Origin of the sequence: Streptomyces sp. WAC04114, from assembly GCF_019733245.1 — a bacterium.
Lineage (GTDB): Bacteria > Actinomycetota > Actinomycetes > Streptomycetales > Streptomycetaceae > Streptomyces > Streptomyces massasporeus_A.
In genome coordinates this window covers 1-12,610 of record NZ_JAIGQA010000219.1, presented here as the reverse complement: position 1 = coordinate 12,610, position 12,610 = coordinate 1, and the positions used below count along the sequence as shown (strand labels likewise).

Genomic DNA, 12,610 nt, shown 5'->3' with positions numbered 1-12,610 from the left:
TCGCGAAGCCGCTGCGCACGAGTTCCCGCGCGGCGGCGGTGACCACGCTCATCGTCGCGCGCTCACCTCACCGACCTCGCCGACGACCAGGAACTCGTGCGCAGCGGCTTCGCGATGATCCTGGACGTGCAGCCGGACATCGAGGTCGTCGCCGAGGCGGGCGACGGCGGAGAGGCCGTCGAGGCGGTGCGGCGGCACGCGCCCGATGTGGCGCTGCTCGACATCCGGATGCCCCGCGTGGACGGCATCGAGGCCTGCCGGGCGATCAGCGCCGCGGGCGACTGCCGGACGGTGATGCTGACGACCTTCGACTCCGACGAGTACGTGTACGAGGCGCTGCACGCGGGCGCGAGCGGCTTCCTGCTCAAGGACGTCCGCCGGGACGACCTCGCGCACGCCGTACGGGTCGTCGCCCGGGGCGACTCGCTGCTCGCCCCCTCCGTCGCCCGGCGTCTGGTGGAGCAGTACACCCGGCCCGCCACCCGGCCCCGCCGGCCCGACCCCCGGCTGGACGTCCTGACCGCCCGGGAGCGCGAGACGCTGCTGCTGCTCGCGCGAGGCCTGTCGAACGCCGAGATCGCCGCCGAGCTGGTGGTCAGCGACCACACCGTCAAGACGCACGTCGGCAACGTGCTCGCGAAGCTGGGCCTCAGGGACCGGATCCAGGCCGTGATCTGCGCCTACGAGACCGGCCTCGTCGCCGCTGGGGATCCCCCGCCCGGGGGAGCCGACCGGAACGGGTCCTCCCCCGCACCGGCGAGGAAGTGACCCCGCGAGACCACCGGCGGGGGCGATCCGCACGGCGGCTCGGCCCCGGAGGATGAGGACGTCACACCACACACCTCCCTCTCAACGGAGTTCCCTATGACGAGCCGTACCGCTCTGCTGACCGCCGCCCTGCTCGTCGCGGGCATCACCGCGGGGCCGTCCGTACTCCCGGCCGCAGCCTCCGCCCCGGCCGCGCCGACGGCCGCGCAGTCCACCACCGGGCAGTCCCCGAACGCCGCCCTCGAAGCCGCCATCGCCGGGCTCCCCGGCGCCGACGCCACCGCCGCCCTCGTGCGGGTCGGCGGCAAGGAGGGTACCTGGCACGGCAGTTCGGGCGTCCACGACCTGCGCACCGGACGGCCCGCCGATCCCGCCGCCCGCTTCCGCGCCGGGTCCGTCACCAAGGTCTTCACCGCCGCGGTCGCCCTGCAACTGGCCGAGGAGGGACGCCTGGACCTGGACCGCAGCGCCCGCTCCTACCTGCCGGACCTGATCCCGGCGCCGTACGAGGGCGTCACCGTCCGGCAGCTCCTCGACCACACACACGGCATCCCCGCGGCGGACTTCCCCGGCACCACCGTCGAGGAGTGGTACGCCAACCGCTTCCTCGTCCACGACCCGCGGGACATGGTCCGCTCGGCGGTGTCGAAGAAGCCCGAGTTCGCGCCGGGCGAGCGGCAGCACTACCTCAACATCGGCTACACCATCGCCGGCCTGATCGTCGAGCGCGTCACCCACGACTCCTACGAGCGTCAGGTCGCCCGGCGGGTGCTCGGGCCGCTGGGACTGCGGGACACATCCTTCCCGGGGACGAACCCGCGCATCACCGGACCGCACAACCACGGCTACCAGACGATGCGGCTCGACGACGGCACGACGGGTCTGCGGGACGTCACCGTGTGGGGGACGACGGAGGGCTGGGCGGCCGGGGACATCGTCTCGACCACCGCGGACCTGGAGAGGTTCACCCGCGCCCTGTTCCGGGGGCGGGTCGTGCGCGGGCCGCTGCTGGAGGAGATGTTCACGCTGCCCGAGGTGACCGACTTCCAGACCGGGAAGCCGGCCGCCTACTCCGTCGGGCTGTCCATGAAGGTGCTGGGCGGGCGCGAGGTCTGGGGCAAGACGGGCGGGCGCTGGGGGTACAACGCCGCCATCGCCTCCACCCGCGACGGCTCGCGCACTCTCGTCTACAGCGTCAACTCCACCGACGCCAAGGGCCAGGGCATGAACCGGACCGCCGAGAAGATCATGGTGGCGGCCTACGGCAGGCCGTAGTAGGCCCCGCCCGCTCACGTCACCGGGGGCGTGGTCCGTACACGCAGTACCTACGGAGGGGCTGCGCCACCTCGGGTACGAGATTCCCGAGCCATCGGAAGCCGCCTGTGCTACCTTGGTCGGCGTTGCAGTTTTGGTTCCCAGAGACTTCGAGTGCTCTTTCGACCTTTGTCGACACGAGCACTCTTTTTTGTTTCCGAGGATTCTCGGATCTCCTTAGGGTGATCATTTCGGCGACTACGGGCCCGCAAGGTGCGGGTCCTGAGTACTGCCCTCAAGGGAGATTCATATGGCTACCGGCACCGTGAAGTGGTTCAACTCGGAAAAGGGCTTCGGCTTCATCGAGCAGGAGGGTGGCGGCCCGGACGTCTTCGCCCACTACTCGAACATCGCCACCTCTGGCTTCCGTGAGCTCCAGGAAGGCCAGAAGGTCACCTTCGACGTCACGCAGGGCCAGAAGGGCCCGCAGGCCGAGAACATCGTTCCCGCCTGACGCGTACGCGCATGCCCTGACCGGGGCCCGCACCCTCGCGGTGCGGGCCTCGGCTCGTTTTGTTTCCATCCGGCTCAAATCTTGTGAATCCCGCGGCACTCCCCTGCCGTCGCGCATTCCTCGACGCGTGCCGCTTCGAGGAAGGTTCTCCATGGACCGCACGGCTCGCAGGAGCAACGGCTCCCCCCACTCCCGCGGCAACGGGTCCCGCTCCCGTAAGTCGGGCGGCGCAGGCTCCGCCTCCCGTCCGGCGGGCGGCGGCCGGGGCGGGCGCCGCCCCGCTCCCAGCCAGGAATTCGCACCGCCCGCCACGCTCACCCCGGCGCTGCCGGCCGTCGAGGCGTTCGACGAGCTCGACCTGCCCGAGCGGCTGCTGGCCGCACTGCGCTCCGAGGGCCTGACCGCGCCGTTCCCGATCCAGGCGGCGACCCTGCCGAACTCCCTGGCCGGCCGGGACGTGCTCGGCCGCGGCCGCACCGGCTCCGGCAAGACGCTCGCCTTCGGGCTCGCGCTGCTGGCCCGCGTCGACGGACGGCGGGCCGAGTCCCGGCAGCCGCTCGCCCTCGTGCTGGTGCCCACCCGCGAGCTGGCCCAGCAGGTCACCGACGCCCTCACCCCGTTCGCCCGCGCGCTGCGGCTGCGGCTCACCACGGTGGTCGGCGGCCTGCCGATCGGCCGGCAGGCGAACGCGCTGCGCACCGGCGCCGAGGTCCTCGTCGCCACGCCCGGGCGCCTCAAGGACCTCATAGACCGAGGCGACTGCCGCCTGGACCAGGTCGACATCACGGTCCTCGACGAGGCCGACCAGATGACCGACATGGGCTTCATGCCCCAGGTGACCGCCCTGCTCGACCAGGTGCGCCCCGGCGGCCAGCGGATGCTGTTCTCTGCGACCCTGGACCGCAACGTCGACCGGCTGGTCCGCACCTACCTGCACGACCCGGTCGTCCACTCCGTCGACCCGTCGGCGGGCGCGGTCACCACGATGGAGCACCACCTGCTGCACGTGGAGGACGACGACAAGCACGCCACCACGACCCGGATCGCCGCCCGCGACGGACGCGTGATCATGTTCCTGGACACCAAGCACGCCGCCGACCGGCTGGCCAAGAAGCTGCTCGCCGTCGGGGTGCGCGCCATGGCCCTGCACGGCGGCAAGTCCCAGTCGCAGCGGACCAAGACCCTGGCCCGTTTCAAGGACGGTCAGGTCACGGTCCTGGTGGCCACCAACGTCGCCGCCCGCGGCATCCACGTCGACAACCTCGACCTCGTCGTCAACGTGGACCCGCCCGGCGACCACAAGGACTACCTGCACCGCGGCGGCCGCACCGCCCGGGCCGGCGAGTCCGGCACCGTCGTCACGCTGGTCCTGCCCCACCAGCGGCGGGAGATGACCCGGCTGATGTCCGACGCCGGGATCACCCCGCAGATCACCCGGGTCCGCTCGGACGAGGACGAACTGAGCCGCATCACCGGGGCGCAGGAGCCGTCGGGCGTGCCCGTCGTCCTCACCCCGCCGCCCGCCGAGAAGCCTCCGGCGCGCACGGGTTCCGCCTCCAACGGGCGGCGGAGCAGGCCGTCCCGGGGCCGCCGCCGCTGAACCCCGGCCCTGGGCCCCCGGGCCCTACGGCTTCAGCGCCGGCCGCAGCACCGTGCCCTCCCCGACCGACGACAGGAGCAGGGAGCCGTCCGGGGCCGTGGCGGGGCCGGTGAAGAGCGGGGCCAGGGGGCGATCGGGCAGTTTTCCCGTCAAGCGGGGCCGTGACCGGCCAGTCCTGTTCCGGTTCCCGGCCCCGTTCCGGTTCCCGGCCCCGTTCCCGTTCCCGGGCGGTCTTCTCGTCCGCCGCCGCTAGAAGGCCCCTCGGCGCCTCACCGTCCCCGTCCCGGCGCCGCCGTGCTCGCCCGCCGCACCAACCGCGTGGGCACCAGCGTCGTCCCGTGCTCCGCCCCGCCCTCCCGCATCTTGCTGAGCACCCCCTCCACGCACAGCCGTCCCACCTCGGCGAAGTCCTGGTGGATCGTGGTGAGGGGCGGGAGGAAGGACGCGGACTCGGGGATGTCGTCGAAGCCGATGACGCTGACGTCGTCGGGGACGCGGCGGCCGCGTTCGTGCAGGGCGCGCAGCAGGCCGAGGGCCATCTGGTCGTTGGCCGTGAACACGGCCGTGCAGTCGGGGTCGTCGGCCAGCCGAAGGCCCGCCCGGTAGCCGGATTCGGCCGACCAGTCGCCGCGAACCAGGGGCGGCGTCACCCGGCCCGCGGCTCTCAGCGTGTCGCGCCAGGCGTTGGCGCGGCGCTGGGCGGCGAAGGAGCCCTCCGGCCCGGCCAGGTGCCAGACCGTGTCGTGGCCGAGGTCCAGCAGATGCCGCACGGCGTCCCGGGCGCCGCCCGCCTGGTCGGTGTCCACGACGGTGTAGCGGTCGCCGGCGTCGGAATCGGCCACCACGACCTGCACGCCGAGCGGGAGGGACACCGTCGCCGCGTCGAGCAGGTGGATCTCCATGATGACGATGACGGCGTCCACGGCGAGCTCGCCCAGCCGGGAGAAGGCGCCGTTCACCTCGTCCTGGGTGGGTACGGCCACGGGCAGCAGAGTGACGGCGTACCCGTGCTCGGCGGCGGAGGTGGCGATGGCCTCCAGGGTGCGGATGTTGCCCATGGTCGAGAGGGAGAAGGTGATCACGCCGAGGGTGCGGAACTCGCCCCGGCGCAGCGCCCGGGCCGCGCTGTTGGGGCGGTAGCCCAGCTCCCGCATGGCGGCCATGACCTGCGCGCGGGTGTCCTCGGTGACGCCCGGGAAGCCGTTCGAGACGCGGGAGACGGTCTGGGACGAGACCCCCGCGAGCTGCGCGACGTCCGCCATGGACGCGCCCTGGCGGGGCCGGGCCGCGCGCCTTCTCGTACGGCTCGCGCCCCCCGGCTGGCTCTCGCCGTCCACGGTGCCCACCTGCCCCTCGTTCCCCTCGCCGCGCACCCGGCGCAATTTTCGGTCCGGAACGAGTCCTTGACCCCTGAGATTCGGACAGTGTAGACATCCCGCCAGTGGATGTTTACGTAAACATTGCCGAGTCGAAATCGTACGAGAAGGCGCTGAATCCGCACCAGTCGCACCACGTAGGCCCCGATCTCCGCGTCCGCCGGAAGCCCTCGTCACCGCGTGGCACGCAGAAGAGCTGGAGTACTCGAGATGGCACACCGCACCCGTAAGAGAAGGCTCCTCGGGGCCATCGGCGTCACCGCCGTGGCGACCGGAACCCTCCTGGCCACGACGATCCTGCCCGCCGCGCACGCCGAGCCTGCCCTGGCCGCGGCCGCCGGGGTCGCCGTCCGGCCCGACCCCTCCTACTCGGGCGACGAGTTCGAGGGCTGGGGCACCAGCCTGGTCTGGTTCGCCAACGCCACCGGCGACTATCCGCCCGCCGTCCGCGAGAAGCTCTACAAGCTCCTCTTCGGCGACGACGGTCTGAACCTGAACATCGCCCGCTACAACATCGGCGGCGGCAACGCCCCCGACGTCAAGGACTACCTGCGGGCCGGCGGCGCGGTCGAGGGCTGGTGGAAGGCCCCGGCGGGCACCACCCGCGAGGACGTCGACTGGTGGGACGCCGACGAACCCGGCGACTGGAACAAGCACGCCGACAAGACCCAGCGCTGGTGGGTCGACCGCATCAAGAAGGACATCACCCACTGGGAGACCTTCAGCAACTCCCCGCCCTGGTTCATGACCGAGAGCGGCTACGTCTCCGGCAACTTCGACGCCGGCAAGGACCAGCTGAAGCCGGGGTCGGTCGACGACTTCGCCAAGTACCTGGTCGGCGCGACCGAACGCCTGGAGAAGGCGCACGGCATCAAGGTCGACACCCTCGACCCGTTCAACGAGCCGAACACCGACTACTGGGGCACCAAACTCGGCCCGGACGGCGAGCCGACCGGCGGACGCCAGGAGGGCGCCCACATCGGCCCCGAGCTCCAGCAGAAGGTGATCCGCGCACTGGCCCCCGTCCTGAAGAAGTCCCGGTCGGACGCGGAGATATCCGCGATGGACGAGACCAACCCCGGCACCTTCGCGACCAACTGGAACTCCTACCCGCAGGAGGTGCGCGACCTCGTCGGCCAGATGAACGTCCACACCTACGGCACCGGGCAGCGCACCACCGTCCGCGACCTGGCCAAGGCCGCCGACAAGCCGCTGTGGATGAGCGAGGTCGAGGGCGACTGGGGCGACGGCCAGAGCTTCACGGACATGCGGCCCGGCCTGGGTCTCGCCCAGCGCATGGTGGACGACCTGCGCGAACTCGAGCCCAAGGCCTGGGTGTTCTGGCAGCCCGTCGAGGACTACGGCAACATGAAGCCGGGCGGCGAGTCCGCCAAGGGCGGCAACTGGGGCGAGATCCAGCTCCCGTTCAGCTGCACCTCGAAGGACACCCTGACGTCCTGCCCGATCTACACCAACACGAAGTTCGACACGGCCCGCAACTTCACGCACTACATCAAGCCCGGCGACCGTCTGATCAAGACGAACGACACCTCCAGCACCGCGGCGGTCTCCCGCACGGGCGACGCGGCGACCGTCGTCCACGTCAACAGCACGACCGAGGCGCGGGACGTCACCCTCGACCTCTCCAAGTTCGGCCGGGTCTCCTCCCGCGCCACGGTCACCCCGGTGGTGACCAGCGCCGACGGCAAGCTGGAGAAGCACAAGGCCGTCCGCGTCACCGGCAAGCAGGCCACCCTCTCGGTGCCCGCGCAGTCGGTGACGTCCTTCCTGGTCAAGGGCGTCTCGGGGGTCGCGAAGGACGCGGCCGAGCTGCGCAAGGGCCACACCTACCGCCTGACCGGCGTCCAGAGCGGCAAGGACCTCACCCTCGCAGGCAACGGCACGGGCCTGGTCATCAGGACCCCGAACACGGCCGACCCCAGCGGGCAGCAGTGGCGGGTGGAGCAGATCCGTGGCGAGGACAACCGCAAGCGCTACGTCCTCACCGAGACCGGCGCGGACAAGCGCCTGGCCGTCCGTGACGGCGCCCTGGTCGCCGAACCCGACGAGGGCCGCCGCGACGCCGCCGCGCAGTGGATCGCGTCCTCCACCGGTGACGGTTCGTGGACGCTCGTGAACGCGGCGACCGGCCAACTCCCCGATGTCGGCGGCCAGTCCACGAACGACGGTGCCTCCGTGGGCGTCTGGCAGCCGAACTCCGGAGCCAACCAGCGGTGGAAGGTCACGGAGGTGGCGGGCGGCTGACGCTGCGCGCACCGCGCGGCTTCACCCGGGCGCCCCCGCCCGTCATCGGATCCCGGTGGCCGGCGGGGGCGGCCCTGTTGCGTCAGTCTCTCTTCCAGCCGGTCCTCTTCAGCGGGCCTCTGTCACCGGGCCGGCGGGGTGAACTCCGGCTGGTCGATGATCCGCAGCCAGCTCCCGTCCGCCTGCCTGCGCACCACCTGCGCCCGCGCCCCCGTCCCGTCCTTCGGCGGGGTGGAAGTGAGGGAAGAGTTGGCTTCCGGTGCCAACTGGAGCAGGACTACGTGCAGGTGCACGTGAGTTCGCGGATGGACGCCGACGACGGGGACCATTGCAAGGTGACCCCGGCGGGCTGGACCGCGATCAAGTAGGCGCGGCCGTCCGGGACTCGATCCGCCCCCGTCACCGCTTCGGAGAGGACCTCCCGCATGCCCGAGCTCTATCCCGCCGGCATCGAGCCGTACGCGCACGGCATGCTCGACGTCGGCGACGGCAACCGCGTGTACTGGGAGACCTGCGGCAATCCCGCCGGCAAGCCCGCCCTCGTGCTGCACGGCGGACCGGGGTCGGGGGCGGAGCCGTTCTGGCGGCGGCTGTTCGACCCGGCGGCGTACCGCATCGTGCTCCTCGACCAGCGCGGGTGCGGGCGGAGCACGCCCGACGCCGCCGATCCGCGGACCTCGCTCGCCGCGAACACCACGCACCATCTCATCGCCGACGCCGAGCGATTGCGACAGCACCTCGGCATCGAGAAGTGGCTGCTCCTCGGCGGCTCCTGGGGCGTGACCCTCGCGCTGGCCTACGCCGAGCAGCATCCCGGTTCCGTGGCCGAGCTGGTCCTGTTCAGCGTCACCAACACCACGCGGCGCGAGGTGGAGTGGGTCACCCGGGACATGGGGCGGATCTTCCCCGCCGAGTGGGCCCGGTTCCGGGACGCCGTACCGGAGTCCGAACGCGACGGGAGCCTGGTGGACGCCTACGCCCGGATGCTCGCCGACCCCGATCCGGCCGTACGGGAGCGGGCCGCGCGGGAGTGGTGCCGATGGGAGGACGTGCACGTCTCCACCGGGCCGGGGCACCGGCCCGACCCACGCTACGACGACCCGCTCTTCCGGATGCGCTTCGCCCGCCTCGTCACGCACTACTGGCGGCACGCCGCCTTCCTGGACGACGGGGCACTGCTGCGCGACGCCGGGAGGCTGGCCGGCATCCCGGGCGTGATGATCCACGGCCGGATGGACATCAGCGGGCCGGTGGACGTCGCGTGGCGGCTGGCTCAGGTGTGGCGGGACGCGGAACTCGTACTGATCGGGGACGAGGGGCACGGGTTGTCCGGGGGCTCCACGACGGCGGCGGTGGTGGCGGCCACGGACCGGTTCCGGGGGGCGTGACGGGCGAGGACGCGCAGGGGTGCGGGGGCACGGAGGCTCAGGCGCGTGGAGACGGCCGGTGAGGTGCAGCGGTGCTGAGGCTCAGGTGCGTGGAGACGGCCGGTGAGGTGCCGGGGCGCAGAGGCGTAGAGGCCGGTCCGCCGGTTGTGGTCCGCCGTCAGCAGGCGCCCGAGGTCCGCCCCGCCCCGCACGTCCCCAGGCTGCACCACCTCCGCCGCCCGCTCTCGTCGAGGAACAGCCACCCGCAGTCGCGGCCGGGGCAGCTGCGGACCGTGAAGCGTCGCGGGTCGGTGAGCAGTTCGCCCGCCGGGCGGGCCACCGCGTGGAGAGGCAGCCGCAGGCCTGCCGCGGGGGACGGCCGCCAGCGGGCCAGGCCGTCCTCGCCCCGGGTGAGGACCGAGCCTCGCGCTGCCTCCTCCACCACCCCGGCGACCGCCTTGAAGGCCCGGCCGTCCTGCGGGTCGGTCAGACACGCGTACAGGTCCGTACGGAACCGCCGGGCCTCCTCGAGAGCGGCGGCGGCCTCGTCCGGCCGGCGCAGGGCCTGTTCCCGCAGCCGGGCGGTCTGCCGCTCCTCGATCAGGTCGACGTGCCCCGCCCACACGGCGAACGTGGCGTAACCGGGCAGCCACTCCGACCCGGGCAGCCCGTTCCCGCCCCACCCCGCGTAGGTGTTGCAGAACTCCAGCGCCGGGTGCCCGCTCGTGGTCCAGGGCAGCCACTGGTCGTCGACCCGGACCGCGTAGACGGGCCCGGGCGGCCGGTCCAGCCGGGGGTCGTCGCTGAGCATCCGCTCGTGCAGGGTGTGCAGTTCGCGTCCCGGCTCGATCCCGAGCTCGTCCGCGAGGAGCGCGCGCGTACGGCCGTACAACCGGAGCGCTTCGGCACGGCGGCCCATGCGGTGCAGGGCGGTCATCTGCGCGGCGACCAGCCGTTCGCGGGTCGGGTGCTCCTGGAGCGACGGTGTCAGATCCGCCACGACCCGCTCGTGCAGACCCATGTCGAGCTGGGCCAAGGCCCGTTGCTCCACCGCCGACAGCCGCAGTTCGGCGAGCCGGGCGCCCAGGCGTGCCCGCAGCCGGTCGTCGGCCACGTCCGCGAGCAGCGGACCGCGCCAGAGCGCGAGGGCACGGTCGTAGTGGCCGATCCGCTCCACCGGGTCACGCGCGTCGGCCGCCTGCCCGACGAGCCCGGTGAACTCCTGCGCGTCGATCCGGTGCGGGCCCGCTTCCACGGCGTAGCCGTCGTGCCGCGTCTCGACGGCCACCCCGTAGGGCCGGAGCGCGGCGCGGAGCCGGCCGACGTAGGTGTGGACGGTGGCGCGGGCCGAGGCGGGCGGGTCGTCGTCCCACAGGAGGTCGATGAGGCGTCCGGTCGGGACGGCGTGGCCCGCGTGCAGCAGCAGGACCGCCAGCAGGCACCGCTCCTGACGGCGGCTGCCGGACAGCACGGACCGCCCCTCGTGCCGGGCGGCGAACGGACCGAGCAGCTGGAAATCCATGACTGCCCGGCAGCGTAGCCGTGCGGCGCAGGTCCGGGCCGGGCCGGGCCGGGCGTGGTGAGGCTTTGGTCAGAGGCGGCGGAGAGACTTCGGCGCACCTTCCTTCCGCCCTTCCGGACAGGGACAGTCATGCACCTCCAGACAGGGACAGTCATGCACCGAACTCTCCTCGCCCCCGCCCTGGCACTTGCGGCCGTACTCCTCGGCACACAGCCCGCCTCCGCCGCGACTCAGCAGGCCGCTCCCGGCTGGGAGCCCGCTCCCTCCGCGCCGTGGGATGTCGGTGCCGGCGTGCGGTGCGACTTCCCCGTCCACGGCGAGCCCGTCGTCGACGAGGTCGAGCAGCGGGTGCTGAGCACCCACCCCGACGGTTCCGTGCGGCGGGTGGCGTATCGGGGCGATCTCGTCGTACGCGTCACGAACACCGCGACCGGCGCTTCCCACGACGCCGACGTGAGCGGCTCGGCCGTCGTCGAACACCGGCGCGACGGCTCGCAGTTCTGGGCGGTGCGCGGGCCGGTGCTGGTCGGTGTCGGGGCGGGCCTGGGCAGTCTGCCGCGCGGTCTGTACGTCGTCGACGGCATCTTCACGATGGACATCCGTGCCGACGGGTTCAAGGACGTGCGCCTCGTCCACGGGACGACCGACGACCTGTGCGCCCGCATCGACTGACCCGAGCCGAACACCCCGCGCCGACGGCCGTTCAGCCGATGTCCACCACTCTCGCCCACGCCGGGGGTGAGTCCGGGACGTACTCCGGGTTGGACTCGTCGAAGGCGTGGTTCTCTACGTGGCGGGGGAACAGGCCCACCACCGTGCGGCAGGGGGGGTCTCGTGGCCGGCCAGGGGGTCTGGCCGTCGGTGAGGGCGACGATGACGTCGGGGGCCGGGCGGGTGCGCAGGGCGCGGGTGAAGCCGGCGCGCAGGTCCGTGCCGCCGCCGCCCGTGAGCGGGATGCCCTCGGCGCGGCACAGACGGCGGGCGACCCCCGCCGAGGCGTCGCAGGGGACGACGGTGACCAGGTCGCGGCGGCCGCCGACGGCACGGGCGATCGCGGCGACCTCCAGGAGCGCGCTGCCCAGTTCGGCGTCGCTGACCGAGCCGGAGGTGTCGATGACGACGGACACGCGGGGCGGTCGGCGGCGCAGGCTCGGCAGGACCGTGCCGGGCAGGGCGGTGGAGCGGCGGGCGGGCCGGCCGTAGGTGTAGTCCTCGCCCGCGCCGGGGGCGGACGCCGCCGAGCGGACCGCCGCGCCCAGTAGCTGCCGCCACGGCTGGGGCGGGTGGAAGGCCTCCTCGGCCCAGCGTCGCCAGCCCTGCGGGGCATGCCCGGGGCGGCCGGTGATGCCCTGCGCGACCCGGAAACGGACCGCGTCCCGCTCCCGCTCGCTCAGGCCGTGCGCGCCGTCCGGGCCCAGTTCCCACTCCCGGTCCCGTCCGTCGGCGCCGCTGCCGCAGTCCAGCCAGGCCAGGTCCTGCGCCCGCGGGCCCAGGCTGAACTGGCGCAGGTACTCCTCCATCAACTCGCCTTCGCGCAGGCCGAGATCATCCGGCTCCACGACTCCCGCCGGGCGGGCCAGGCCGTCGCCGTAGACGTCGTCGTTGATCTCGAAGTCGGCGGCGATGTTCATCCGCAGGCGCTCCGCCGGGCCGTGCAGGCCCCGCTCCTTCGCGACCCGGTCGCTGCGGCCGTGGTGGTCGCGCAGCAGGTGCGACACCTCGTGCACCCACACGCCCGCCAGTTCCTCGATCGGCGTGCGGTCCACGAAGCCCGGCGAGACGTAGCACCGCCAGTACCGGTCGACGCCCATCGTCGGCACGCGCCGCGACTCGACGACGTGCAGGGCGAAGAGGGCCGTCGCGAGGTAGGGGCGGACGCGGGCGGCGTGCAGGCGGGCGGTGAAGAGCTTGTCCCGGTCGAGGGGCATGGGGGCGGCCCCGGGG

10 protein-coding genes and 2 pseudogenes are annotated in these 12,610 nt (G+C 72.9%); 7 read left to right on the top strand and 5 right to left on the bottom strand.

All coding sequences use genetic code 11. From position 1 onward, the window contains the following. Positions 1-114 precede the first annotated feature (114 nt). From K4G64_RS34940 to K4G64_RS34925, 4 genes are all read left to right on the top strand, one after another. On the top strand, positions 115-768 hold the full coding sequence (locus K4G64_RS34940; RefSeq protein ID WP_221759917.1) for a response regulator transcription factor: 654 nt from the start codon (positions 115-117) through the stop codon (positions 766-768). Between the two features lie 96 nt (positions 769-864). Continuing rightward, complete coding sequence (locus K4G64_RS34935) at positions 865-2,043, top strand: serine hydrolase (RefSeq protein ID WP_221759915.1); 1,179 nt, start codon at positions 865-867, stop codon at positions 2,041-2,043. 289 nt (positions 2,044-2,332) lie between these two features. After that, positions 2,333-2,536: a cold-shock protein gene (locus K4G64_RS34930; RefSeq protein ID WP_003991681.1), complete on the top strand. Its 204-nt coding sequence runs from the start codon at positions 2,333-2,335 to the stop codon at positions 2,534-2,536. Between the two features lie 151 nt (positions 2,537-2,687). Further along, positions 2,688-4,136 (top strand): DEAD/DEAH box helicase, encoded by a 1,449-nt coding sequence (locus K4G64_RS34925; RefSeq protein WP_221759914.1) that lies wholly within the window; start codon positions 2,688-2,690, stop codon positions 4,134-4,136. A 24-nt stretch (positions 4,137-4,160) separates the two neighbouring features. Here K4G64_RS34925 and K4G64_RS40775 read toward each other — a convergent pair whose 3' ends face one another. Beyond that, positions 4,161-4,289, bottom strand: a complete 129-nt coding sequence (locus K4G64_RS40775; protein WP_260461400.1) for a hypothetical protein — start codon at positions 4,287-4,289, stop codon at positions 4,161-4,163. A 116-nt stretch (positions 4,290-4,405) separates the two neighbouring features. Continuing rightward, positions 4,406-5,398, bottom strand: a complete 993-nt coding sequence (locus K4G64_RS34920) for a LacI family DNA-binding transcriptional regulator (protein WP_221759916.1) — start codon at positions 5,396-5,398, stop codon at positions 4,406-4,408. 324 nt (positions 5,399-5,722) lie between these two features. Between K4G64_RS34920 and K4G64_RS34915 the strand changes: the two genes are divergently transcribed. Beyond that, positions 5,723-7,777 (top strand): glycoside hydrolase, encoded by a 2,055-nt coding sequence (locus tag K4G64_RS34915; RefSeq protein WP_221759913.1) that lies wholly within the window; start codon positions 5,723-5,725, stop codon positions 7,775-7,777. 122 nt (positions 7,778-7,899) lie between these two features. On the opposite strand, the pseudogene K4G64_RS34910 reads toward K4G64_RS34915, so the two are convergent. Beyond that, positions 7,900-8,022: pseudogene (locus K4G64_RS34910) on the bottom strand (DUF4440 domain-containing protein); the annotation flags it as partial. Positions 8,023-8,202: 180 nt separating this feature from the next. Here K4G64_RS34910 and pip point away from each other — a divergent pair. Beyond that, the gene (gene pip, locus K4G64_RS34905) at positions 8,203-9,165 is read left to right on the top strand and encodes a prolyl aminopeptidase (protein WP_221759912.1); all 963 of its coding nucleotides are present in this window, start codon (positions 8,203-8,205) and stop codon (positions 9,163-9,165) included. A gap of 157 nt (positions 9,166-9,322) precedes the next feature. On the opposite strand, the gene K4G64_RS34900 is transcribed toward pip, so the two are convergent. Then, positions 9,323-10,666, bottom strand: coding sequence for a BTAD domain-containing putative transcriptional regulator (locus K4G64_RS34900; protein WP_221759911.1), 1,344 nt, complete (start codon positions 10,664-10,666; stop codon positions 9,323-9,325). Between the two features lie 153 nt (positions 10,667-10,819). On the opposite strand from K4G64_RS34900, the gene K4G64_RS34895 reads away from it, so the two are divergent. Next, entirely contained in the window at positions 10,820-11,338 is a 519-nt protein-coding gene (locus K4G64_RS34895) for a hypothetical protein (RefSeq protein ID WP_221759910.1), read from the top strand. A gap of 31 nt (positions 11,339-11,369) precedes the next feature. Here K4G64_RS34895 and K4G64_RS34890 read toward each other — a convergent pair. Next, positions 11,370-12,594: pseudogene (locus K4G64_RS34890) on the bottom strand (VWA-like domain-containing protein). Between the last annotated feature and the right edge of the window lie 16 nt (positions 12,595-12,610).